This window comes from Psychrobacter sp. NG254, from assembly GCF_015277735.1.
Classification (GTDB): domain Bacteria; phylum Pseudomonadota; class Gammaproteobacteria; order Pseudomonadales; family Moraxellaceae; genus Psychrobacter.
The window spans coordinates 84,932-111,335 of record NZ_JADHDA010000005.1 but is presented as its reverse complement, the minus strand read 5'-3'; the positions used below and the strand labels follow the sequence as shown (position 1 = coordinate 111,335).

Here is a 26,404-nt window from a genome sequence, read left to right as displayed (position 1 = left end):
TTCAGATATCCGTAAGGATATATTCATATATTATTGGGACAGTACAATTGAAAGTAGTATCTCAAAACTGACTGATACGATAAATCCCCTAACATTCGTTAGTTAGGACTCGTCATCAATTGTATGAATTAATCGACAGATTGCTATATATACTCGACTAACGGTACTGATTGATGGCATCAAAAAGCTCATCTTTACTAAATGGCTTGGTCAAGTACTCATCAGACCCGACAATCCGACCACGGGCTTTATCAAATAAACCGTCTTTTGACGACAACATGATCACTGGTTTGCCAGCATAATCAGGGTTATTCTTTATCAATGCACACGTCTGATAACCATCTAAACGTGGCATCATAATATCGACGAAAATAATATCTGGGTTATTATCGACAATTTTTGCTAACGCATCAAAACCATCTATGGCAGTGACTACCTCACAACCCGCTTTTTGTAATAAGGTTTCTGCAGTACGGCGAATGGTTTTTGAGTCATCGATAATCATTACTTTCAAACCAGCAAAATTATTTTCCATTATCATTGTCCTATTAACGACTATTTATTCGTAACACTATCTGTCAATACAAAGTTTTAACAGTCATCTTAGTTTGTGACATCACTTATTATTGGATCGATACGAACGGTTGAGTTTGTATTATAAAGTGTTATGACAGCGAATATCTTGTTTATCAGTAATTGCTGTCAAACGAATCACAAATATCAGCTATACCCCTACTTTGCCATCATTTAGCTCAATAAGAGAGCGTTCTATAGCTATTCATGCTCATTATTGGCGCTTACTATCTGCCATATTCGAACAAAGACTATTGCTTTCAGAGCATTAAACGTGATCAAGGCATACTGTTTTTATTGTTTTTACATTATATAGAGTCAATATATACCTTGCTGTATAATTTTCTTTTGTAATAAAAATGTAGTGGTATATTTCATTATGTTGTTTTAGCACAGTTATTGACTATTTTCCAGCTATTAGTAAATTAATGTTCAAACTCGTAAGTATCATAAATAACTGTCTTTATTGGAAAAACCACTATCTGTTTCAATTATTTGATATCAGCTTTTAGCTCTCTTGACTGTAGCAGTAGTGCATAAACATTTCGTCATACCTCAATTCACTATATAATAAAATGATGACTATAATGGTGACTGCGATGACAGCTTCTACACATATAAGAACTTATATAAATAAAAGAAAAAGCCTCTGCGTATTCATCGCTTTGCTGCTGGCAGCGTGTCAGCCGTCACCACCTAAAGACGTGCCCTCAACCATCGAAAACGAAGCCATCGTAGAGACGCCACTTGTGATTACGAGTGAGAGCGTCACGATGACATCAGAACAGATATTGAGTATCAAGCCTACCCGCTATCAGCCAAGTCTTGGATTGCAAGGCCATATCGAACCTATCAGGCAAACCAGCTTTGTTGCTGCACATCCGCTTAAAGTAGAAAAAGTGCTGGTCAAAAAAGAACAATGGGTAGAAAAAGGAACGCCCCTATTTATTGTCAAACGACTGAGTGCAGTGGACGAAACCACCAATGACAATTCGACCGTAAAAACGTCGACTCAGAACGATTTAGCGACTAATGATAGTAGTGACAGTAATGATATGACACCTAACAACTCGCAAAAGATTAGTGTCAGTCAAAACGCTGCTCCTGATAGCGAAATCACGGCGCACGCAAACGCAACTGCTGGCAGTAAAATCACATCAAAACCAAAGACAGCTGATGCTGATGGTAATAGCATCGATGTTGATGTTGACGATAGAGCTGCGAGCAGTATCGACGATACCAAAAAATCTTCCCCCTCATTTGACCTAATCACCGTTCGTGCCAGCTTCTCAGGCCGTATCGAAAATCTATATGTTAAAAAAGATGACCAGCTAGATCCTCGTACGACACTGCTGCAACTGAGTGACGAAACCAAATTGCATTTTATGGCGACGCTTCCTATTCAAGCAAAGCCGCAACTGTCGGTTGGTCAGACGGTCAATTTTACTACCGAAGGCTTGTCAGGTCAGTTCACTGGGCAAGTGAGCAAGCTGACAGCCACCCGTCAGCCAAAAAAGCTCTTAGTCTACGTCAATGTCATCGATAATGAGATGAGCCGTGATAAATTACAGCCCAATATGAAAGTGACAGGGCGAATCAATTATGGTCAGATAGAGGTGGGTACTATCGTGCCTAAGCACGCGTTGCATGATGTCGATTTGACAGAATTACAATCACCACCCTATATGCCCCTAAGTCCGCTTACCGCAAATGTATGGGTTATTGGACAAGATCAACTGTTGACACGCCAACCCATCGAAGTAGTCGAGTACGATCCTACAACGAAACAGTATTTGATCGCTGGTGTGAGCAATGATAGCTTAATTTGCTTGGCTGACTTACCCCTTGATTCTAAAGGTAAAAAAGTCATCGTCTCATAGCGATTGATGATGACAGTTACATTGCGTAGAAACATTAACAAAGCCTATCTTGTTTTGTAACAGCATAATTAGGCAATATGGCGGTATTATATATAACAATAACCGAGTATTTTAAACGGTTTATGTTTTTTCGAGCGGTTCCTATTGATGAGCCACTCGTGTTTGAGAGTTTCATATTTTATAGGTTTGAAAACATAGAGGCTTAAGGATTTAATGGCTAAAAGCATCCAATTCTTCGGTATATTTACCGATAATTAGATCTTATGGCACGTTCTATCTTTAGCAAACCATAACAACAACTAGAGGGTATCCCATGAGTAAGCAAATTTTATTGATTGAAGATGATCCGGATTTGGCAGAGTTGATCAGTGATTACCTCACGATGAACTACTATGATGTGCATCATGCAGGACTGGGTCAAGAAGGTCTTGAACTACTAGATACCAAAGAGCGTGGTATTGATTTGGTCGTGCTTGATCTGATGCTGCCTGACATGGATGGTATGCAAGTGTGCCAAAAAATTCGTGGCAACAAGAACAACATGACCAATAAAGTACCGATTATCATGCTGACAGCAAAAGGTGATACCACTGATCGCGTGCTCGGTCTAGAGATGGGTGCAGATGATTATATTTCTAAACCTTTTGAGCCACGTGAGCTATTGGCGCGTATTCGCGCTGTAATCCGTCGTCATGAGCAGCCAAATCAAGCGGATAGTCAGTCGGATAGCCTAACTTTTGGGCGTTTGAGCGTCTTCCCTGATAGCCATGAGGTCACCATCGATGATGAGGCTGTACGCCTGACGACGCATCAATTTCAGCTATTACATTATTTTGCGACCCATTCTGGCAAAGTGCTCAATCGCGAACAATTATGGCAAGCAATGCCAAATGACGACAGCTCAGACAATATTGACCGCGCTATCGATGTCCATATTTCACGTCTGCGCGCTTTGATTGAAGACAACCCACGTCAGCCAAAACGCATCATCACAGTACGCGGTGTGGGTTATCAGTTTGCCACTGACCAAGTCTAACCGTATTAAATGATGGAATAATGCGTAAAAACTACGTAAACTCCAATTGTATGCGTCGATATCAGCATTCAATAATAGGGTCATAGAGATTATTTAATGCAGCAATTGGGTTTTCGTTCCGTTTTTGCCAAGCTATTTGCCAGTGTCATGCTGGCACTTATCTTGTTTGCAGTTGCCATGGTGCTCCTGACTCAACTTGTCCATGACAAGGATGCGGGCATACGATCAGAGATACTTGCCACACAAATCTTGGGACAAATTGACCCATTTCTGCATGAGCTCAATATCTCTATTGGCAAAGACAACCGGTTACAGTCACGGTTTATGCTTGCTGTTGTCAAAAAGAGCTTTGACATCTTTGATGAGTCCCTACAGGCAAAAATGGGCTTGTACGACAGCGAAGGTCGGTTGCTCATGCAAACGGACAACAGTGATTTACCATTAGCCCTACCGCCTACCCCTTCTTTATTCTCACGCGTTTTCCCTTCTTTTGCAGAGACCTCACCGACCAAACAAGCTCAAGTGTCTAGCAGCACCGGTTATACCTTGCTGTACGAATCTCGTCTGACGCCCAAAAAACCGGTACTCTCTGCCGCGCTCAATCTGTTTACGGGTACGCTGCTATTACTCGTTATCATGGCAGGCGTCTTATGGCTGATCGCTCGCACGATGACCTGGCGTATCGATCAGATGAGTCAACAGATGGCACAGTTGGGTGATGGCGATTTTACGGTGCGAGTCAATGCTCGTGGTAATGACGAAATTGCCTCGCTCGCGCGTGGGTTTAACCAAGCGGCCCAAAAGATTGAGCACCTTGTTGATGCCAATAATTTACTGCTAGCTCACGCCTCTCATGAGCTACGTACGCCCATCACTCGTATTCGCTTGCAGATTGAAATGATGGATATGTTGGCTGCTGCGTTACCCTCTGATACTAAGGCAAAGTTCGACAAACGCGCGCACGCCATCACTCGAGACTTGTCAGGACTCAATGATTTGGTAGAGAGCATATTGTTGGTCAGCCGTATGGATGCAGGTCACGCGCTACAGCAAGTTGAAACCTTGGATATATATGACCTCGTCAATCAAGAGCGCCAACATTATCCTGAGGCCACCTTAATTGGGGAACACATCGTTATAGATGGACAGTCCTCGATGTTGACCCACCTCATTCGCAACTTGCTCACCAATGCGATGCTGCATGGTAAACCGCCTGTGACGGTCTTGCTATATGGGATTCAAACCCTTGATGAAGCAGAGGCTGTTCCTGACTATTTGTTGCAAACCGTGCTATCTAGCAGCTTTGCGGATTATAACAGCCTAGATTTTGATTCCTATGATGAGCAAACTGACATCAATATTAATAAAAATCCAGCCTCTCGCTCTGAACTACATACGTCTCAAGCACTGGCTGATCAAAACAAAGCGGAATCAATAGCGGCTGATCAAGAGCTATTAGCGCCATCGATTTACAAGAATGGCGAAAATATCCTTTTTAATACGGATATGGATGTTGAGACTGGCTTAGATAATGTTGGTAATTCTGAGTCAAATGAGGGTTTATTAGCAGTACCTCTGTCTGGTCATGATGCCAGCAATAATAACTCAGGTAATATCAAACACTCGACAGGCAACCACAGCCTATTGGACAGTACGCTCACAGATAAAGCAAAAGATGCTTCATTGTTTGCCAACTATCAAAACTATACCAGTGAGCTCGCTGACAAAATTAAAAAAGTCATGTGGCGTGTTGTTCCAGATGGTACAGCGACAGAATCATCAGACATTGCCGTTAATCAGGACATGCCTATCCCTACAGTCGATATGGCACAAAAATCGCCGAAACCAACGACTGACAATACTACTAGTAAAAACAATGGCACAGAAAGTGACAGCTCAGGTACATCACGCAAAGAAGGCTTATTTGCTAAGCACATGAAAAAAGCCAAAAACGATGCCACGCCACCGTTACCAAAATATGTCGTACTAGCAGTGATTGACGAAGGTACAGGTATTCCTGAGGGCAAGCGCGAAGAAGTATTTAGTCCATTTGTGCGCTTGCAACAGAAGAATAAAGGCTCAGGTTTGGGCTTGTCTTTGGTTTCTCAAATTGTCACTGCCCATCAAGGACGTATTATCACTGATACGCTCAATGGTCATACACGATTTTTGGTTACCATACCTGTCAAACACGACCCTCATTACAACTATCATGAATAGGGCATAACGATACTTTCAATGATGCTTGCAGCAACACTTATGATAAAACCTAGGTAAGATTTTTGGTGCTTTTTCCCGCTAGATGATAGTAAATAGTTTATGAGTCCTTAGACTAGGGCATGTCCTCAATTCAAACGATAGTTATCTAACTGGGCTAAAAATAGCTAAATTTTGCCAAACATCGTCAAATAGCTGACCAATATCTTGATATTATCTACACTATTTTTCTCGTTTGACGGCAATTTATCTTGTTTTTATCTCCATTTTTGAAATGAGGACACACCCTAACAGCACTGCATTTTTTACATTAAACCCGTCATACTCTACGATTGTTAATCCATCCGCGCAAGCCTCCCTCACTTAATCACGATTCATCATAAGCCCTTCACGTATGTGCATATCCAAAGTGCTGGATAATATGCTATATTACCGCCCCTTATAATAGGGTTATCGACGGTTGTGTTTAATAGGCCACTGACTATTGGTCGCAGTTTAACCACTAGTAGTAAGCGCTTAACAGCACGTTTATGACCATAAAAAAAATTATTGAATCTTGAGCCCTCCATGAATGACATGATTGTCTTAAACGATGTGACCAAAAGTTTTTTAAGCGACCGATCAATCAAAGACAAAAACGGCAAACCGCATTGGTTTACAGCTGTTGAACCCACGTCGCTCGCGATTAAGCAAGGCGAAATCTTTGGTCTGATGGGTTATTCAGGTGCGGGTAAATCTACCTTACTGCGCCTCATCAATATGCTTGAGCGCCCAGATTCGGGACAAGTAGTCATAGACGGTACGGATTTGACCACTTTATCAGCCAGTGAGCTACGTATTGCCCGTCATAATATCGGTATGATTTTTCAGCAATTCAATCTGATGTCCAATCAGACCGTTTTTGACAACGTGGCATTCAATCTCAAGGTCTCAGGGTATCCAAGTCGTGATATTCATAAACGGGTCATGGAGTGTCTAGAGATTGTCGATTTAACGGATCGCGTTGGTCACTATCCTGCCCAATTATCAGGGGGACAAAAACAGCGCGTCGGTATTGCCCGCGCAATTGCACCCAGTCCAAAAGTACTGTTGGCCGATGAGCCAACCAGTGCGCTTGATCCTGCAACCACGCGCAGCTTACTCACCTGTTTACGTGACATCAATGAAAAATTGGGCGTGACTATCGTTATCGTCACCCACGAAATGAGCGTTATTCGTAGACTCTGTGATCGCGCCGCATTGCTACATCAAGGACAACTATTAGAAGTTGCAGATGTCAAAGACGGTCTGATTCAGGCAACCACCCCTATTGGCCAAGGCTTAGTGCACGAAGACTAATGAGGCAGGAGAAAAAACATGTTAACTGGTAGTGAATTATCCGCCTCGATAGATAAATTGTTGGTACTGCGCAAAGAAATTATAAGTGCCTTTATTGATACGTTTATCATGCTCGGCATCTCAACGACAGTAGCCATCATCATCGGCGGGCTGTTTGGCGTGTTCTTATTTTTATCTAGTGATCGACAGTTTTTACAGAACAAGACCTTATACGGTGTACTTGGTGGCATTACCAACTTTATGCGCGCCTTCCCGTTTGTCATTTTGATGATTGCCATGAGCCCGTTTACCAAGGCCATCGTTGGTACAGGTATTGGCCCTATTGCCGCATCATTAGTACTCGCTATCGCGGGTTCGTTTTACTTTGCCCGTCTGGTCGAGCAAAACTTACGTGAAGTACCACGCGGTATCATTGAAGCGACTGAGTCGATGGGTGCACGGCCTTTTACGATTATCAAAGTCCTGCTGAACGAAGCACGCTCAGGGCTGGTGCTGTCTGTGACCATTCTCTGTATCAGCTTGCTTTCTTACTCGGCAGCCGCTGGTATGATTGGCGGCGGTGGTCTAGGTGACTTGGCCATTCGTTATGGCTATTACCGTTATCAAACTGAGGTCATGATTTTTATCGTGATTGTACTATCGATCATGGTCATCTCGATTCAAGCCTCTGGTAATTGGTTCGCCAACCGTTTGGACAAACGCTAAAAGTATCATGGTATGTCAAGCAGTCCGCTACTAATAGGATATGAATAATAGGTAGATCTTAGCGCCAATTCATCATAAGTAAAGTGCTTGACTTTGTTACTGAGACCCTTTAATTTTGACACCAAATAACCAACCGTTAACTTAGCAGCATTACTATCCCTAATGTTGCTTTTTTAATGGTCAAACATTTTCGTTCCATTACCCTTAATAAGGAAGTTCTATGAAATTAACAGATATCAGCCGTCAGTTAGCCACTGCATTTGCCGCAGTTGGAGTATCAGGCCTAGTTTTGGTAGGTTGCAGTAACTCATCAGCTCCAGAAGCGACCAAAGAGCCAGTTACCGAAGGCGCAACTGCAGAAACTGCCGCTAGCGATATCGATCCTGACCATACCAAAATCATTATCGGTACAACCGAAGGCGATTTCGCTGATATGGTTCGTAACCAAGTAAAGACTACACTTGAAGCCCAAGGCTATGAAGTTGAGCTGATTGCCTTTACCGATTATGTCCGTCCTAACCTTGCATTGGCTGAAGGCGACTTAGACATCAACATCTTCCAGCACAAGCCTTATCTTGATAATTTCAAAAAAGAAAACAATCTTGATCTAGTAGAAGCATTCCAAGTACCAACAGCTCCACTTGGTATCTACTCAGGTAAAAAGACCAGTCTTGATGCCGCTTTCAAAGGCATGAGTGTCTCTGCACCAAACGATCCAAGTAACTTTGCACGTGCTTTGGTTATGATGAATGATCTTGGTTGGATTACCCTAAAAGACAATATCGACCCATTGACAGCATCAAAAGCTGATATCGCTGATAACAGCAAATACGATATCGAAATCGTTGAGTTAGAAGCCGCTCAGTTACCACGCGCCCGTGATGAAGTTGACTTTGCTGTTATCAACGGTAACTACGCCACTGACGCTGGTATCGAATTGACTGATGCCTTGTTCCAAGAGCCTAGCTTTTCGTATGTGAACTGGTCAGCCATCAAATCTGCCGATGTTGGTAAAAAATGGGTTGAAGATGTGACCAATGCTTATAACTCAGAAGCGTTCAAAAAGTATGCTCACGAGACATTCCCTGGCTACAAATATCCAAAAATCTGGGGCGGTGATCACGGCGCGCATACAGATACCGCTGCTAAAGCTGAAACTGCAGAGCCTGTAGCAGCTGCTCAGTAAGACTTTATGTAAGTCATGAATATTTGATTATAAAGGTATTTTGATTATAGAGACGCCCATTACACTAGGTAATGGGCGTTTTTTATGGTCTCAGTTTTAGGGTAATTGATGCAATTTGAATATCGACTACCAACCTCTCTCATCTTCAAAATCACGTTACAGCCTGTTTGCCCTTTGTAGGAAACCGTCACTCCCCCTTCCTCTTAGCCTTCTTTTTTCTTATAGTAGACAAGCTCGATAGCGACTTATTAGTGAATTGATAGTGACTTACTAGCTAAATCTCGCTATTGATGACATTTAAAATGAATTAACAACTATAAGATACAAATAACAAGGATAATAATATGAGCGCTAAAAAATACAATATTCGTACTGCTGGACAAGCAAGTATCCCTATCTTAGGCTTGGGTACGTGGCAATCTACCGGACAAGACTGTGTAGATGTGGTCAAAAAAGCGTTGGAGATGGGTTATGAGCATATCGACACGGCTCAAGCTTATGGCAATGAAAAAGAAGTCGGTGAAGGTATCAGACAATCAGGTGTGGCTCGTGATAAATTCTTTTTGACTACCAAGATATTTCCTGATGATATGAAGTTTGAGCCAGAAAAACTGGTGGCAGCAGCCAAACGTTCTTTAGAAGATTTGGGTACAGATTATGTCGACCTGTTACTACTCCATTGGCCTGATGATCGTGTGCCATTGTCCGAGACTATCCCTGCGCTTTGTGAGCTACAGAAACAGGGCTTGACGCGTCATATCGGTGTGTCTAATTTTAATATCGCCAATATTATCGAAGCCGAAAAATACGCAGATGTGCCAATCGTGGTCAACCAAGTCGAGTTCCATCCGTTTATCAAGCAAAATACATTACAGACTTTTTTGAATAATCATCATATCTTGTTAGAAGCCTATTCGCCACTCGCGCGTGGTGATGTGTTTGATAATGACATTATTAAAGGCATTGCAGAAGCACATAACGTCACGCCAGCGCAGATTTCATTGGCATGGATTCTATCGGACAAGCATCGTGTCGCGATTCCAAAAACATCTAACCCTGATCACTTGCAAGGCAACTTAGATGCGATTGATGTAAAACTAAGTACGGATGAGCTAGAACAAATTGGTAAGCTAGCACGCTCAGATGGTCGCAAGATTGCACATCCTGACTATAGCCCTGTTTGGGATGACTAATATAGCCGGCGAACTATTAAACCGCTACGGTGTTACCCTCCCTAGAAGTACTATATGTACAATCTGCGGTCGGCTGCCTTGTAGCTGTTTTAGATTTCTTTGACTATAGCACTAACGATTAGTTGATTAGCTAAACGTAGCCCAATAAAAAAGCCACCGATAATCGGTGGCTTTTTTATATGGTATGAAAATTCATAGTTTTTACTGTTGTAAGGTTTCGGTCTCATGAACCTTTTGGGCAGGATTGTATTGCTCAGAAGAAGGAGTGGCACTATTACGATTGTTTTCTTTCATCGATTTGGCGACCTCTGGTGGCATGTAGTTTTCATCATGCTTTGCCAATACTTCACCAGCCACAAAAGTATCTCCCTGCATCTTACCTGTGGCGACGACACCAGAATTTTCGGCAAACAAATCTGGCAAGATACCTTGATAAGTCACTGGTACTGTCGATTGGAAGTCTGTAATCGCAAACTCTACATTTAAAGGATTGTCTGCAGCACGCTGCACACTGCCAGCGACGACCATACCACCGGCACGGATACGCTTATCTTGCGGCGCTTCACCTTTAGCGATGGCGGTTGCATCAAAGTAGTAATCAGTCTGCTGCCCAATTGCATAAAGAACCAACACCACGGCTATCGCAGCCCCTGCAAGCGTAAACATAACCCACATCAGCTTTTTGCGACGAACTGCATTCATACCACTACCTCATTGATGAGTCACTATTTTATAGACTCTAACCGCTCTTATATACATTATCGTAAACAGGCCATCACGCGCTATAAAATAGAAAATATTAAAGAAACTACCATTAGAAAAACGTTTTAAAAACATCGTTCTAATCGTACTCTTCTAATGTCTATATGATAGCATTTTTCGGATAAATCAATCTGTAAGCGCTTAGTGATAAAGACATGAAATGAAAACACTCATTTACCCTTAAATAAGTGTTATCTGATAAATCAAAATTTTGATGGTGGCATGGTCTTTAATCGAGGCGCTTGGTTGCGGGTGTCGTGGTTTTGGTCGTGCGCTGTGCCTGACGTGCTTGCTGAATAGTCAGCTGCTTGATCAAAGCTTGCCTTTGTCTACGACTATACACAACAAAAGCCAGCATCACGCCGACCGTAATCGCCCAACACGACCACACAAACACCCCATGCTTACCCATGGCGATGAACTCAGATACGCTATAAAAATAAGGCTGCATAATAGGTTCCTAGTCGTTATTTTTGTTGACCACGAATGTATTCTTTGACCCATGCTTTGCCTTGATCACGATACAGAATTAAGGTATTGGTACGATAAATTGCCAATGTTGCAACCAATAAATAACTGCCAATAATCATCAGTAACAATGGCAGCCACATGTCTGCTGACATCTTTGGTGCGGCTGTCAGACTAAAGGTCGAGCCTTGGTGCAAGGTATTCCACCATTGTACGGAGTACTTGATAATAGGTAAGTTCACCGCACCCACGATAGATAGAATAGCGGCCGCTTTGCCGCGATTGGCTGTGTGCTCAAATGCGGCAAACAATGCCATCACACCAGCGTACAAAAACGCCAAGATAAGCATGGAGGTGAGACGCGCATCCCACACCCAGTAAGTACCCCACGTCGGCTTTGCCCAAATAGACCCTGTCAACAAACTGATCACACACAGCAAAAACCCCATCGGAGCAAGTGCCTGTGCAACGAGGCTGGCTGTCTTGATTTTCCAGACCAAGTAAATCACCCCCAATACAGCAAGGGAGAAGTAAATAGAGATGGCTAGACTGGCTGCTGGCACATGGATGAAAATAATACGGTAGCTATTGCCCTGAAGATAGTCAGGCGGCGCAAAAGCAAGACCCCACACGCTACCGATGAGCAAGAAGATACTGGCCAATATCGCAAGCCACTTGACCCAAGGGCTAAAAATTCGAAAAAACTGCTTGGTACCCACAGTGGTCAAGAAGCCCTGCCAAATGCGCTGCCACAAGCTAGGAGATGATACGTTGTTCAGATTGGGCATGGGAATGAACCTATTACACAGCTTACTGGTGATAACCGACAGAGCATACAGCCGCTCTTAGATCAGCGTACCGACTGGCGTTAAACACTGGATAAAATTTACAATGCGCGGTTTACGTATTTGAGGGGCTATTATAGCAAAATTGCCAGTTTTCACCATGATGTTAATGCAATGGGTTTGGACGACCGCGTTTTAGTTCAACCATGACATTTTTAGGGTCAAGGCAATCACCCATGGCATCACTAAAACGGAGAGTATGCTCCCTGCTAGTAATAACGCCAAAATAGGCAAACCATTAAGTCCCGTCGCAAACAAATCAACTGCCCCAGTCGCAAATATCAATACAGGCAGCTGCATCGGCAAAGCAATCAATGGCACGAGCACAGCGCCGTTTTTTAGCGACAATGTCAAGCTACTAGCCACTGCCGATAGCATCAGTAACATTGGACTGCCTGTCACAATAGATGCCATCAATATCCATGCCTCAAACCAGCTAAGCTGAAATAAGGGCACAGCAAGTAAGCTAAGTGCTGCCACAATCCCACTACTGAATATCCAGTGAATGACTAGCCTAATCAGTACCCACAGTGGTAATGATGCCTTTGCAACGACCAGCTGTGCGAGCGTACCATTGTCAAGCGCAGGCTTAAACAAGCCATCGACACCCATCACCAGTGACAGCAATGCGGCAATCCACACCGCTGATACACCAAGACGCTGCAACAGTGCAGGCTCGCTACCCACAGCGAGTGGAAATAGCGTAATAATGACTAAGAACAATACCAATGGATAAAGCCATTGCACTGCCCCTTGCTGTTTCACTTGCCATTCGCGGCGCCACAGCTGCATAAACCCAATCGCCCGCGGCATCGTTGTGATAACGCGTGGTTTATTATCCGCAGCAGCTATTGGGCGGGTTTGCATCGGACTGTCTGTCATTATTGGTCCTTTCACCTATACCGATTGTATGAGCACCTATTAAACTTATATCATGTAATCTGACAAATCGAGTACTTGATTGGCCACGCCCACTGCCTGATGACTGGTCGTTAATATTGCACCGCCTGCATGAGCAAAGTCGTGTAAACGCCTTTCCATTCGTGCCACCATATCGACATCTAGCGCCGTAAAAGGCTCATCAAGTAGCCACAGCGGTGTCACATCAGGAGTAAGTAAGTACAATCGTGCCAGCGTGATACGCCGCGTCTGTCCAGCGGACAGATGACTTGAGCTGATTGTCTCAAATCCTTGTAGCCCTACCCAAGTGAGCGCATCATCGATATCGCTAGCGCTTGGGTTAATACCGTATAAATTTAATAAAAATATCAGGTTTTGTGCTACCGTTAGATCTGGATGAATACCTAACTGGTGTGAGACATACAAAGGCTGAATGGGCAAACCTGCCTGCCCTTGATATGAGACCGTGCCTGTCATGACAGGCAATAACCCTGCCAGCTGCATCAATAGCGTGGTCTTCCCCGTACCATTGGCACCAATCAGATGACAAATGCTACCGGCAGGTAGCTGCAAGCTGACCGCTTCGCACAGCGGTATCTCGCCGCGTTGAACCGTCAAGTCGGCAAGTTCAAGTATAGACGTCTCTAGAACCGTCATCACAACCTCTGGTTATTTATAAAGCGGCAGTCAATATTCATCACAAATACAGACAATGTTCGTGGCATAATACCTTATCTATGACACAACCGCACAGTATAACAAATTGTCGATTACTGTAATCTGAAAACTATAACTTCAAATATATGACCTCAAAATCTATGCAGACTTTAACAGATAGCCAAAACAACATGACCAATGACACAATTGATGCCAGCTTGTTAAAAGAGCCATCAACCCGTCGTTTCACGATAGATAGCTTGATCGATGCGCAAGTTGGTTTTATGCAGCGTTGGCTGCACGAGCAAGCTGAGCCACTAGCGATGGAAGCTTGGCAATGGTTTGGCGTACAGCCATTCAGCAAATACATCAGCCGTGAGCATTTACAGCATTTGATGAAAGACTGGCTGTTAAATCAGTCAATGACTGAGGTGATGCGCACCGATATCCGCGATATTTTGCATACCCTTATTTATCATCCCGTCAATGATAATGTACCGCTGTCTGAGCTGGTCGATGATACCCAAGTCAAGACGCTTGCCAATTATATCGGTAGTCATGAGCAGCAGCGCAATATCCTGATTCACACCCTCGTCGGCAACGAAACTTTTGCGGATTTATTGACCCAAACGCTCCATCACGCTATCAACGACTTTATGGAAAGTACGCTAGACAAGGCGGGTGGCGTTGGTAAATTGATGAAGCTGGGGCGTAGCTCTTTTGAAAAAGCCACCAACAGAAATCTTGATGAAAAACTGCAAACCTATTTGCACCGCAATATCAAAGATTTGACGCGCAAAGCCGAAGCCAATGCCCAAGCACATCTGTCTAATGAGGAAGTAGCGCGTCTGATGGTCATGGGCTGGGATCGCATCAAAGACCAGCCTATCAGCGAACTGCAGACGTATCTGAGCGATGAGCCAGGTAATAGCAGTATCGACCATATCGAAGCCAGTATTCAGCAAAGCTATAACCGTCTGCGCGTGTCACCTTATCTACACAGCTTGGTAGAAGCGAGCATTGACACTTGGTATGCCAATCATCAGTCTGACACGATGGCGACCATTGCCGCAAGCTTGCATATTGACGAAGCGGCCATGAAACAATGTAGTACTGCTCTACTGCCTATCGTGTACGATGTTATTGAGACGCCGTGGTTGACCGTTCATATTCGTGAGATGCTAGAGGCGTTTTATGCACAGCCGAGTATTCAAGAAGGTTTGGCGCTCAATCACGATTAACTTATAACCCTTACTTGTCAGCATAATATTATGAGTCAACGCAACAAACTCAGCTTATGGCAAAAAATAAAACGATTTCTGACTGCGTCAGCACCGCAGTCAGTGGTTGATCATAATGGGGTCAGTACACCAGTGCCCTCCTCATCTGTTGATGCCACTAATAGTGAATTTGATAGCTCTACAAATACTTCGACTCAGCTGCCTGACAGTCATCTCATTCATAATACACCTACCGATTCTGAGCGAAGTAGCAGTCATGATAGCAAGCAAGCGCAAACAGATTTGCTTGACCTAAATACGGACGTGCCAAACACAGAACCACAGAATCCTAGTGATACACCCATCGTTGATTGTTTAAAACAGTATTTTAATAATAAACAATGGCACTATACGCATTATCGGCCCAAAGCCAAAGATAGCACCAATGGCCAGCCGCAATCTCATCATTTGTCCTTAAGAATGCGGCATAAGCAAATAAACTGCGGATATCTGTTTAGAGTTCAAGAACAAAACAAATTACTGGCCATTTATGGCATTTTGCCATTTTTGATACCCGAGAGTCATCAGAGCGCCGCGATGCTACTCATCACCCAAATCAACTACGACATGCTGATTGGCAATCTAGAAATGGATGTCAATGATGGTGAGATACGCTACAAAAATGCGATCGATGTCGAAGCGGTCGGTATCGATAATGATATTATTAAGCATTTATTACAAAGCGTGGTATCAATGACCACGGTCGCCAACGAGCTGTTTGGTAATTTGATTAATAATCAAGATCCCGATGAAGATATGCAGTCGTTACTGGCAGACCTACGTCAACAATCGGATGCGCGCACGTTCTTTTTACCGACTCAGTTTGTTCAATAGCCAATTTTTATTCATTCGGCTTTTCGATAAGTCAGTTTATCCAGAAAGCGACGACTAGCGTTCGCTCTCACCGCGACCTTAGCTTGCTCTTCCACCACACCATCAATATGATGCTAAAAATACTAAGCTAGAATTCTTATGCTAAAAATTGCCTACTCTGACGTCTTTCGCTATTCCGTACCCGAAAAGCACCGCTTTCCTATGCAAAAATATATTTTGATTCCTGAGCGCTTACTAGCAGAAGGAACGATCAGCCAAGATAACTTCTTTGTGCCTAAATGCTTAAGCGAAGATGAGATTTTGACCACGCATACCGCAGAGTACTGGTATCAACTAAAAACCCAAACACTACCGCGCAAGGCGGCGCGCGCCATCGGGTTTGAGATGACGCCGCAGTTGGTTGAGCGTGGTCGTTATATTGCCCATGCAACGTATGAGTGCGCGCTGTATGCGCAGCAATATGGCGTGGCCATGAATGTTGCAGGTGGCACTCATCACTCGTTTGCCGATCACGGAGAAGGGTTTTGCGTGTTCAATGATGTCTGCATCGCTAGCAATCTATTGTTAAATCGCGGACAGGCAAACAAGGTTTTAATCATTGATTTAGACGTTCATCAAGGCAATGGTAATGCCAGTATCATGGCGGATGAGCCGCGCGTCTTTGTCTTTAGCATGCATGGTGCCAAGAATTATCCATTTCGTAAGCAAGTGTCTGACTTAGATATCGAGCTGGACAATGATACGGGTGATGCAGAATATCTACAGATATTAGAAGAGACGCTGCCACGTTTGATTGCAGATTTTGCACCAGATATGATTTTTTATCAGTCGGCGGTCGATGTGCTAGCGACGGATAAATTGGGTAAGCTTGGATTGACGCAAGCAGGTTGCAAGGCGCGAGATGAGTACGTGCTGCATCAAGCAAAAGCTGCCAATATACCGGTTGCCATTGTGATGGGGGGCGGCTATTCAGAAGACATCGACGATGTGGTCGAAGCACACTGCAATACCTTTCGCGTGGCACAGCAGATTTATTTCGGTGAAATAGCGTAAAGGGCGTCGCACGTTTACAATAACGCAGCAATGCCTTGCCAGCCAACGCGTATGCCAAGCACAGTTAATATCACTAAAATAAGCTGACGAAAACGTGATTGCGGTAAATAACGACGCAGACGAATCCCAATCAACAGCGTAACAACAGATATCACACTTAACCACGCAATCAGCTGCCACTCACTGCTACTGAGTGCCATAATCGGCTCACGTAGTACGACGATTTGGGCAATTTTACCCAAAAAATAGCACATGTTACCCACTTTGGCGATGGTGTTTTTATCGTCGCTAGCAGACAACAAATACATCATCAATACAGTCGACATGGCATTGGTCGAACCGCCAATAACCCCCGCGCCAAATCCAACTGCAATTAATACAGGCTTGGTATCTGGCAGACGAATCTGCTTGCCCAGTAAGCTACTGACAACATAAAAACCAATCACTGCCGCTAACAATAGCAAGATATAAGCGCTATCGACCCACAGTAGTAGCTTGGCACCCAAAATACTACCGAGCAGACTGGTCAGTGCCAGTAGCCAATAGCGTCTGCCGTAATAGATAAAATTTTGCCAAATGGTGCGCTCCCCACCTGCTAACCATGTCATAGCATTAACGACTAGCGAGGGGAAAATCACCAACACAATGGCATGTGGCAATGGATACATACTAGCAAGCGCGGTGGTCGTCACTAGCGTTGCGCCAAGCCCGCTAATACCATGCAGCAGTGATGCCAATGCAAAAACAGCCATCAGCACTAGCATCTGCGTGCTATCGTTATCCACTATATTCGTCATCGTTTACACACTTTTTTGTACACCATGCCCGATACCTAGTAACTAGCATATGCGCTGTTTTAACGTTAGCAATTTTGATATTAGAAACTTTGACGTTGACCAATGGTTTCGCCAATAATAGATGCAAGCTGTTCAGCAATTTTATCTTTGCTTGTTTTTTCGAGCGTGATCGCTTCACGCTGATGACGCTCAGAGAAAAACACTTGCATGGCATTGTCATCACTTGCAAACCCAATATCTGCACGTGAGACATCATTACAAGCGATGAGGTCTAGATCCTTAGCGACCAATTTTCCACGTGCATAGTGCTCAACGTCTTGCGTTTCAGCCGCGAAACCAACCACAAACAATTCTGGGTGAGCCAAAGAAATCGTTGCCAGAATATCAGGGTTTTTGACCAAACTGAGCGCCATGGCATCTTGGGTTTTTTTGATTTTTTGCGGAGCAGCTTCTTCCGTACGATAGTCCGCGACCGCTGCCGTAGCAATAAAGATATCAGCAACTCTCACGCTATTATCGGTGCTAGTCGTCACAACATCATGCTCGTCTCCACAATCGCAATCACTGTGGTCATGTGAGTGGTCATGGTCATGATGATGCTCGTGATCGTGGTCGTGGTGATGTTCATGCTCATCTTCCAAGACCCACTGAAGCGCGCTATGCGTACCCTCTACACATTGCTGCGCCGCAACGAGCATGTCTTTGGCTGAGAGGACATCAATCCGCGTGACATTGAGCGGTGTCGGCAGTGCTATTTTGCCACCAGCAATCAAAATCACCTCTGCACCAGCTGCCACACAAGCTCGTGCTAATGCAAAGCCCATCTTACCGGTAGAGTGATTGGACAGATATCGTACCGGATCAATTGCTTCTACGGTTGGACCTGCCGTAATGACCACTCTTTTGCCTGATAGCAGCTGCGGCGTTACATGCATCGCTTGAAACAATAGCACTTCATCTAGCAACTGCTCAGGCTCAGGCAATCGGCCTGCTCCTACATCACCGCACGCCTGCTCACCGCTGGCTGGTTGAATAATCTGATAGTTCATATCACGCAGTGTTTGCACGTTTAGGTTGACTGCTGGGTGCGCCCACATCTGCTGATTCATCGCTGGTGCAATGATGACGGGTGCCGTGGTGGCAAGACAGACGGTGGTCAGCAAATCATCGGCCATACCCATGGCAAGGCGCGCAAGCGTATTGGCAGAGGCTGGCGCGATAACAACTAAGTCTGCCCATTTCGCCAGTTCAATATGCCCCATCCCTGCTTCAGCACGCTCATCGAGTAATGAGATATGTACCTCATTACCCGTCAGCGCTTGCAGCGTCAGTGGCGTGATAAATGCTTGTGCGCCTGTCGTCATGATCACGCGCACATCAAAACCTGCTTTAATCAATAAGCGGGCAAATATAGCAGATTTATAAGCGGCGATACCGCCAGTAATAGCAAGCACAATATTGGACATAAGCGTATCATCAACAAAAAATTAAAAGATAAAATTGCGCTTATAGTAACAACTATGAGATAAATTGGGTAAGGTTTTCCGCATTTACCTCACACAACAGCTACCGATCCATTTTCAAGGAGTGATGATGGCGATCAAAGACTGGCACGAAGATGACCGACCACGAGAAAAACTATTGAAATTTGGCGCGTCTCATTTGTCTGATGCTGAGATATTGGCCATATTTTTGCGTACAGGCACCAAATCGCAGTCCGCTATTGAGTTGGCTCGCCATCTAATCGATGAATTTGGCAGCTTAGCAGAGTTACTCTCAGCCCCTCAACAGACCGTGCTTGCCTGTCATGGTATCGGCCCTGCCAAGTACGCACAGATATTGGCATCGCTTGAGATGGGTACTCGTTATCTGGACAGCAAACTTAAAATGGGTCAAGCCCTTGGGCGCTCACAGGTGGTCAAAGACTATATCAGTACCCAATTGCGTGGTGAACATCGAGAAGTATTTGCCGTACTGTGTTTAGACAATGCGCTGAATCTGTTGAACTTTGAGATACTATTTACTGGTGGACTCTCGTCCTGCTCCGTCTGTATCAAACACGTCCTCAGACATGCATTGAGCCATGCTGCTAGCCAGCTCATTATCACACACAATCACCCTCATACCGATGCGACACCATCAGGCGCAGACAATCTACTGACTCATGAGCTAAAAAAAGCGTGTGATTTGTTGGATATCTCGCTTGTTGATCATATCATCGTCGGACGTAACGATACCTTATCTTATGCCGAAAGTGGTCTTAGCCCTTTTGGCTAAGGTTATGTACATTAGTCAAATATATAAATTATCATAGGCTTAATAGCTAGTAATTACTCTATAACACCATTATTCATGCTATTTGATACATATTGTCGACACAGCGTAGCATTTTGGCTATTGATAGTTATCGACAATCGTTTCATATTAGTGGATGGCTTTGTCATTCATTTTGCAAGCCCATTGTGTCGCACATGCAGTCACTATTGATGCATTGATAGGGTATAACCGATCCCATCAAAGCCCTTAGAATGTACTGCTTGGTTGGTCATTAGATGTTTCACACACCTCCAAACAATATAATAATTATCGTTTTTAAACCGTTTTACTCACATATTTTTCATGCTTTTTATTGAGCGTCATAAAGGAGATAGTCATGGCAATTGGCTTGTTTATTCTGGCAGTCATCATTCAATTAGCCATGGTCTTGGCCATTTTTTTGCTGTCGCTGTCACGAGTCACTGGCAGTATCACTGTCCTCGTCACTGTGGTCATCACCGCAGTTATTAGCCCATGGTCATTGATCTTGGGCTTGCCAATGGCGTTGCTCTGCTTAGTATTACTCATCTCCTCTGTTCGCCAGTCATTAATTACCAAGCCTGTCTACAAAGCGCTAGGCGGTGCGATGCCAAGTATGAGTGATACTGAGCGCGAAGCATTAGATGCGGGCACTAGCTGGTGGGAAAAAGAGCTGTTTATGGGTGCGCCTAACTGGGACACTTTTGCCAATTATCCCTATCCACAGCTATCAGAAGAAGAACAGAGCTTTATCGACAATGAAGTAGAAGTGCTGTGCGGCATGCTCGATGAATGGAAAATACAGCATGAAGATAAAGACTTATCCCCTGAGGCGTGGCAATTTATTAAAGCCAATGGCTTTTTAGGTCTGATTATTCCAAAAGAGTTTGGTGGATTGGATTTTAGCTCATATGCCCAAAGCCGTATCATGAGCAAAATCGCCTCGCGCTCACCCACTGCTGCGGTGACCTGTATGGTGCCAAACTCACTCGGACCTGGTGAGCTACTGATGCACTATGGCACAGACGCGCAAAAACAGCGCTGGCTACCTGGTCTGGCCAAAGGCGATGAGGTGCCTTGCTTTGGTCTGACTGGACCAGAAGCAGGCTCTGATGCAGGCGCGATTCCTGATACAGGTGTGGTCTGCTACGGCATGCACGAAGGCGCGCAAGTACTTGGTCTGCGTATGAATTTCTCAAAGCGTTGGATTACCTTGGCACCTGTTGCTACTGTTGTTGGTTTGGCATTCAAGATGCATGACCCAGAAGGCTTATTAGGCGATCCTAAAAAAACCGATTATGGCATCACCTGTGCATTGGTTCCTGCCAATCATGAGGGTGTCGTGACAGGCCCACGCCACAATCCAATCGGCTCGCCATTCATGAATGGTACGGTCGATGGCAAAGATGTCTTTATTCCTTTAGATTACATCATCGGCGGGGTCGAAAACGCAGGCCGCGGTTGGCGCATGCTGATGGAATGCTTGGGTGTCGGTCGCGGTATCTCGCTACCAGCACTGTCCACGTCCGCCAGTGAGATGACGTATCTGTCTGTCGGAGCATTTGCCAAGGTTCGTGAACAGTTCAAAATCTCTGTTGGTAAGTTTGAAGGGGTACAAGACGCGACAAGTCGCATGGCCAGTAACACTTATATGCTAGAAGCATTTCGTCATCTCGTCACGTGTGGACTGAACCAAGGCGGCACGCCATCAGTAATGACCGCGATGGCAAAATACTATGCCACTGAGACCATGCGTAGTGTGATTAATGATGGTATGGATGTGGTTGGTGGTCGAGCGGTACAAATGGGGCCACGCAACTTTTTGGCAACGCCGTATCAAGCGATTCCTGTGTCTATCACGGTCGAGGGTGCAAACATACTGACCCGCTCGCTGATGATTTTTGGTCAAGGCGCGATGCGTTGCCATCCTTATCTATTTGATGAGCTACAGCTATTACAAAGCGAAGACAAGGAAGCAGCCACCAAAGAGTTTGATGTTCTGTTCTTTAAGCATCTAGGCTATACCTTTAATCGCGGTGCCAAAGCATTTATTGCAGGCTATGTCGGTGGCAGTAATAATGCACCAAGCTTTGCAGACAGCTTTACCCGTCCCTACTACAAACACATTAACCGCTTAAGTGCGGGCTTTGCCTTGACCGCCGATATGGCGCTAGGACTACTGGCAGGTGACTTAAAACGTAAAGAGATGCTTTCTGGTCGCTTATCAGATATTCATAGTCACTTGTTTATTGCGACGGCTATTTTGCAGTTTTATGAACATGGCAGTAAATCAGCGTCTGAGCGTTTACATGCCGAAGTCGCCCTACAGAACAGCTTGTACACCATTCAAGAAGCCTTTGTTTCCTTCTTTGCCAACTTCCCTAACCGTCTAGCAGCCAACGTCGTGAGCTTTGTGACTTTCCCAAGTGGTCGTATCTTTACGCCGCCAAGTGATGAGCTCAAACGCCAGTTGGGTGATACTTTTATGGATGATTTTGCAGCAAACCCATTCCGCGACTACCTTAAAACCATGGTCTACTACAATACCGATGCAGACGATGTGACTGGGCGTATGGAGCATGCGTATCAGACCTTGACCAGCATCGAACCGTTATGGCAGAAGTTTAAAAAGGCTGAGCATCAAGACAGTTTTGAAGGACTTACCTTTGAAGATCATGTCGTGCATGCCAGTCAAAATGAAGACATCACTGAAGAAGAAGCTGAAGTGCTTATTCAATATAATGCCATACGCTTTGACTCGTTATTGACTGATGTCTTCGATGAACATCTATCACAGGTTCAAGAACGCGCCAATCCACATAGCCTCGACAATGCTGTACAGCAGCTGACTGACTATGCTGAACTAAAAAGTGCGGCACAAGCTCGAAATGGTATTGCGACTGATAGCGATGCGCTAGATGATGACTTAAACACTTTTACTGATGCCGATGTTTCTACTAGTACCGATAAACCAACAGGTGATGCCAACCCTGATCATGGTTATGAGGTTGACGGTGATGTCGAAATGGTTGCTGAGCAGGATACTGTTGAAGAAGTACAGGCGCAGACTGACTTTGAAGACTCTGATCCTGAGACAGAAGCACTTGATCCTCGTTACCGTGATGCAGAATCGCATTTAAGCGAACGCATGAGTAATAACCATCGACTCAATAAATACAATGCTGAAAATTCTGATAGCGTGGATAGCGCTGACAAACCTGACCATTTTGACGTTGTGAATGACAGCGTACAAAAATCCAATAATCTGGATAGCATTGAAAACCCACAGGTAGAAGATAACGTAGAGAAACCATCTTCATCCGATAGCAAGTGGCGAGATGGTCTGCGTCGCGATGAAAGTGATAATGTGTAAATGCGGCAATATATAAATATAACCGTATTCAAGAGGTAAAATTCTCAAATTCTACATAACTATTGTTTAATTTAAAAAGACTGTCCAATTTGGGCAGTCTTTTTTTGGTTACAAACAAAAACTTTTGCTTATCATTAGTGGAAAAAAGCAGTATTATCTGCTCTCTTCAAATCGTGGGTAGCCTTATAAGCAGCTTTATTATTGGGTTTATCTCGGCTGAATCATAAAAAAATGTTGCAGTTACCTTAACAATTATTTTATATTGTTTGAGAACCTGACATAAAATGACCAATCAAAATTTATAGACGTAGCAAGATCGGGTGTAGAAACAACAATCATTTATGCATTGATTTATTGCCATACCTGCTATTGGACGTTGTACACAAAAGGATAGAGGTTATGTGGAAAAATATGGGACTGACGGGCAAGATCATGGTTGCCATGGCGCTCGGTATCATACTGGGTTTGTTTTTAAACTATTCCGGACTAAATGCTGAAGGCGGCTTTGTTAATACGTATATTACAAACGGCTTCCTCGCTATTATTGGCAAGCTGTTTGTTAACTCACTCAAAATGCTGGTCGTACCACTAGTACTTATCTCATTGATTTGCGGTGTTTGCGGTATTGGTGATATTCGTCTACTTGGTCGTATTGGTACCAAAACCTTTATGATCTATATGTTCACCACGGCATTGGCAATTGCTACAGCGATTGGACTTGGTGTTCTGTTTGGTATCGGTAAAGGTATGGACATCGGTACTGATGCTACCTTTGAAGCCGCGTCTGCGCCACCACTTCTTGACGTGTTTTCTAACATTATCCCATCGAACCCCATCAGTGCGATGGCCAATGGCGATATGTTATCCATCATTTTCTTTGCGATTTTGATTGGCGTTAGTATATTGATGGTTGGCAAGCCTGCTAAAGGCTTGGTTAAAAGTTTAGAGCTTATCAATGAAGTCATCTTAAAAATGGTGACAATCATTATGAACCTAGCTCCTTACGGTGTCTTTGCACTATTGACTAAAGCCATGGCAGAGCTTGGCTTAGATTTGATTTGGTCATTGCTGGGTTATGTGGCTGTATTGATCGGCTCATTGGCATTCCATTTCTTTGTCACCATGATGATTGTCCTAAAACTTGGTTCAGGCTTATCAATCAAAACCTTTTTGGCAAAAATGCGTGAAGTACAGATTTTTGCATTCAGCACTTCAAGCTCAAACGCGACGATTCCTATTACCTTACGTACCGTTACCAAGCGTATGGGTGTCAATAACTCTGTTGCCTCGTTCACCGTTCCTTTTGGTGCCACCATCAACATGGATGGTACGGCAATCATGCAAGGTACTGCGACCATCTTCATTGCCAATATTTATGGCATTGATTTGGGTATAACAGAATACCTAACCGTTATCTTGATGTCAGTATTGGCCTCTGTCGGTACCGCTGGTGTACCGGGTGTTGGCTTGATTATGCTATCGATGGTATTTGCACAAGTTGGTTTGCCAATCGAAGGTATTGGTCTGATCCTAGGTGTTGACCGTATCCTAGACATGCTACGCACTGCTGTGAACGTAGGTGGTGATGCTGCTGTAACAGCCATCGTGGCAAAATCAGAAGGTAAAATGGATTTGGCTATTTATAACGATCCTAATGCTGGTGCAAAGGATGTGTTCGATGGTCATATCGATGAAGACAACGAGCGTGAATTCTCTGAAGTCTTTAGTGATGGCATCATGGGTAGCGAGTATGATGATGTCGATCGTCGCAGCTAACCACGCTTGCTAAAGAGACGTCCATAAAATAAAAACCTCAGTCAAAATTGGCTGAGGTTTTTTTATAATCAATAACCAGTAAAACCAACAACTAATTAGCCAAATACGTATTTAGTAATCATCGCCAAACACACCACCACGATCATCGGACGAATCAGCTTACTACCGCCCTTGACTACCATATGGGAACCAAAGTATGCCCCTATCGTTTGTCCAACCATCATGGCCAGTCCTACTTTCCACAGTACATTGCCACCCAAAATAAAGAATATCAATGAACCAATATTGGTCGATAGATTCAATACTTTTGCAGCGCCTGTCGCTTCTATAATCTGTCGACCGCGCAATGCCACATTACCGAGCGCAAAAAACATGCCCGTGCCTGGCCCAATATAACCATCGTAAAAACCAATGATTGGTGCAACGACTTTTTGCCATTTACTTTCGGATATACGCGGTGCTGCTTCTACTTCACCAAGTCTAGGGGCAAACAACGTATAGATACCAATAGCGGCAATCAAAAACGGAATCAGCTTTTCGAGCAAATCTGGTGGCGACATCTGAACGGCAATCGTACCAATAACGGAACCAATAAAAGCAGCAATAATACCTACTCTTATACGTTGCGGCTTTACGACACCTTTTCGAATCATCGTAATGGATGCTGCTAATGCACCTGATGCCGCTTGTAGCTTATTGGTACCTAGCGTGAGTACTGGTGGGATATTGGCCAGTAGCATGGCTGGTATGGTCAGTAAACCGCCGCCGCCAGCGATCGCATCAATAAACCCTGCCAATGCCGCCACCGCAGTGAGCATTAAAATAACCTCTAACGAGAATGATAAATCCATGACCCTGACCTGCAAGATGTTGTGATAAAAAAAAGAATAAGAAAAAAGCTACGATGGTATTTTTGATTGGACTATAGGATGCTGCTCAGACCAGATTATAATTGTTGTAAACTCAAAAAATAGCACCCAGTACGTCCACTATAGTCAGCGAACTGCTAAACCGCTACGGCGTTACCCTCCTTAGATGTACTACTTGTACAATCTGCAGTCGGCTGCCTTGTACCAATTTTAGACTTCTTTGACTATGTAAGGGCATCAAGCCTCGGTCATTATAAAGACAAAAGCGCCAAAAACATCATAAAGTTTGCCAGATTTGTCGAGTAGGATACCAACACTTGTGCACAAAAAATATTTTTTTAAAAAGATTTAACGACTTACAACTGTA

At 44.1% G+C, this 26,404-nt stretch carries 22 protein-coding genes; 13 read left to right on the top strand and 9 right to left on the bottom strand.

From position 1 onward, the window contains the following. Positions 1-157: 157 nt before the first annotated feature. Positions 158-535, bottom strand: a complete 378-nt coding sequence (gene pilG, locus IP510_RS09835; protein ID WP_194364611.1) for a twitching motility response regulator PilG — start codon at positions 533-535, stop codon at positions 158-160. 637 nt (positions 536-1,172) lie between these two features. Between pilG and IP510_RS09830 the strand changes: the two genes are divergently transcribed. From IP510_RS09830 to IP510_RS09800, 7 genes are all read left to right on the top strand, one after another. Further along, entirely contained in the window at positions 1,173-2,453 is a 1,281-nt protein-coding gene (locus IP510_RS09830; RefSeq protein WP_194364610.1) for an HlyD family efflux transporter periplasmic adaptor subunit, read from the top strand. A 313-nt stretch (positions 2,454-2,766) separates the two neighbouring features. Then, entirely contained in the window at positions 2,767-3,489 is a 723-nt protein-coding gene (locus IP510_RS09825; RefSeq protein WP_194364609.1) for a response regulator transcription factor, read from the top strand. Positions 3,490-3,585: 96 nt separating this feature from the next. Continuing rightward, positions 3,586-5,709, top strand: a complete 2,124-nt coding sequence (locus IP510_RS09820; protein WP_194364608.1) for a sensor histidine kinase — start codon at positions 3,586-3,588, stop codon at positions 5,707-5,709. Between the two features lie 564 nt (positions 5,710-6,273). Then, positions 6,274-7,044, top strand: a complete 771-nt coding sequence (locus IP510_RS09815; protein ID WP_194364607.1) for a methionine ABC transporter ATP-binding protein — start codon at positions 6,274-6,276, stop codon at positions 7,042-7,044. Between the two features lie 18 nt (positions 7,045-7,062). Continuing rightward, entirely contained in the window at positions 7,063-7,749 is a 687-nt protein-coding gene (locus tag IP510_RS09810) for a methionine ABC transporter permease (RefSeq protein WP_194364606.1), read from the top strand. Between the two features lie 220 nt (positions 7,750-7,969). Next, complete coding sequence (locus IP510_RS09805) at positions 7,970-8,935, top strand: MetQ/NlpA family ABC transporter substrate-binding protein (protein ID WP_194364605.1); 966 nt, start codon at positions 7,970-7,972, stop codon at positions 8,933-8,935. Between the two features lie 344 nt (positions 8,936-9,279). Then, complete coding sequence (locus IP510_RS09800; RefSeq protein WP_194364604.1) at positions 9,280-10,128, top strand: aldo/keto reductase; 849 nt, start codon at positions 9,280-9,282, stop codon at positions 10,126-10,128. Between the two features lie 201 nt (positions 10,129-10,329). On the opposite strand, the gene ccmE is transcribed toward IP510_RS09800, so the two are convergent. The 5 genes from ccmE to ccmA form a co-directional block, all read right to left on the bottom strand. Further along, on the bottom strand, positions 10,330-10,830 hold the full coding sequence (gene ccmE / locus IP510_RS09795; RefSeq protein WP_194364603.1) for a cytochrome c maturation protein CcmE: 501 nt from the start codon (positions 10,828-10,830) through the stop codon (positions 10,330-10,332). Between the two features lie 289 nt (positions 10,831-11,119). Continuing rightward, positions 11,120-11,341: a heme exporter protein CcmD gene (gene ccmD / locus IP510_RS09790; protein WP_194364602.1), complete on the bottom strand. Its 222-nt coding sequence runs from the start codon at positions 11,339-11,341 to the stop codon at positions 11,120-11,122. A 16-nt stretch (positions 11,342-11,357) separates the two neighbouring features. Further along, entirely contained in the window at positions 11,358-12,146 is a 789-nt protein-coding gene (ccmC, locus tag IP510_RS09785; RefSeq protein ID WP_194364601.1) for a heme ABC transporter permease CcmC, read from the bottom strand. Positions 12,147-12,338: 192 nt separating this feature from the next. After that, positions 12,339-13,016: a heme exporter protein CcmB gene (locus tag IP510_RS09780; protein WP_194364928.1), complete on the bottom strand. Its 678-nt coding sequence runs from the start codon at positions 13,014-13,016 to the stop codon at positions 12,339-12,341. A 114-nt stretch (positions 13,017-13,130) separates the two neighbouring features. Next, positions 13,131-13,760: a heme ABC exporter ATP-binding protein CcmA gene (gene ccmA / locus IP510_RS09775; RefSeq protein WP_194364927.1), complete on the bottom strand. Its 630-nt coding sequence runs from the start codon at positions 13,758-13,760 to the stop codon at positions 13,131-13,133. Between the two features lie 161 nt (positions 13,761-13,921). Between ccmA and IP510_RS09770 the strand changes: the two genes are divergently transcribed. The 3 genes from IP510_RS09770 to IP510_RS09760 all read left to right on the top strand — a co-directional run bounded on the left by IP510_RS09770 (position 13,922) and on the right by IP510_RS09760 (position 16,927). Beyond that, entirely contained in the window at positions 13,922-15,001 is a 1,080-nt protein-coding gene (locus IP510_RS09770) for a hypothetical protein (RefSeq protein WP_227669641.1), read from the top strand. Between the two features lie 30 nt (positions 15,002-15,031). Beyond that, a complete protein-coding gene (locus tag IP510_RS09765) occupies positions 15,032-15,874 on the top strand; it encodes a YbjN domain-containing protein (protein ID WP_194364600.1) in 843 nt (280 codons plus the stop codon). A gap of 138 nt (positions 15,875-16,012) precedes the next feature. Further along, positions 16,013-16,927, top strand: a complete 915-nt coding sequence (locus IP510_RS09760) for a histone deacetylase (RefSeq protein WP_194364599.1) — start codon at positions 16,013-16,015, stop codon at positions 16,925-16,927. A 14-nt stretch (positions 16,928-16,941) separates the two neighbouring features. Here IP510_RS09760 and IP510_RS09755 read toward each other — a convergent pair whose 3' ends face one another. Then, positions 16,942-17,724 carry a sulfite exporter TauE/SafE family protein gene (locus IP510_RS09755; RefSeq protein WP_194364598.1) on the bottom strand — a complete coding sequence of 261 codons (783 nt, stop codon included), beginning with the start codon at positions 17,722-17,724 and terminating at the stop codon, positions 16,942-16,944. A gap of 80 nt (positions 17,725-17,804) precedes the next feature. After that, on the bottom strand, positions 17,805-19,190 hold the full coding sequence (gene coaBC, locus IP510_RS09750) for a bifunctional phosphopantothenoylcysteine decarboxylase/phosphopantothenate--cysteine ligase CoaBC (RefSeq protein ID WP_194364597.1): 1,386 nt from the start codon (positions 19,188-19,190) through the stop codon (positions 17,805-17,807). A gap of 127 nt (positions 19,191-19,317) precedes the next feature. Between coaBC and radC the strand changes: the two genes are divergently transcribed. From radC to IP510_RS09735, 3 genes are all read left to right on the top strand, one after another. After that, positions 19,318-20,001, top strand: a complete 684-nt coding sequence (radC, locus tag IP510_RS09745; protein ID WP_194364596.1) for a RadC family protein — start codon at positions 19,318-19,320, stop codon at positions 19,999-20,001. Positions 20,002-20,377: 376 nt separating this feature from the next. Next, entirely contained in the window at positions 20,378-23,392 is a 3,015-nt protein-coding gene (locus IP510_RS09740; RefSeq protein WP_194364595.1) for an acyl-CoA dehydrogenase, read from the top strand. Between the two features lie 399 nt (positions 23,393-23,791). After that, positions 23,792-25,168 carry a dicarboxylate/amino acid:cation symporter gene (locus tag IP510_RS09735; protein WP_194364594.1) on the top strand — a complete coding sequence of 459 codons (1,377 nt, stop codon included), beginning with the start codon at positions 23,792-23,794 and terminating at the stop codon, positions 25,166-25,168. Between the two features lie 95 nt (positions 25,169-25,263). Here the strand turns inward: IP510_RS09735 and IP510_RS09730 are convergent, their stop codons facing one another. Continuing rightward, positions 25,264-26,019, bottom strand: a complete 756-nt coding sequence (locus tag IP510_RS09730) for a TSUP family transporter (protein ID WP_194364593.1) — start codon at positions 26,017-26,019, stop codon at positions 25,264-25,266. Between the last annotated feature and the right edge of the window lie 385 nt (positions 26,020-26,404).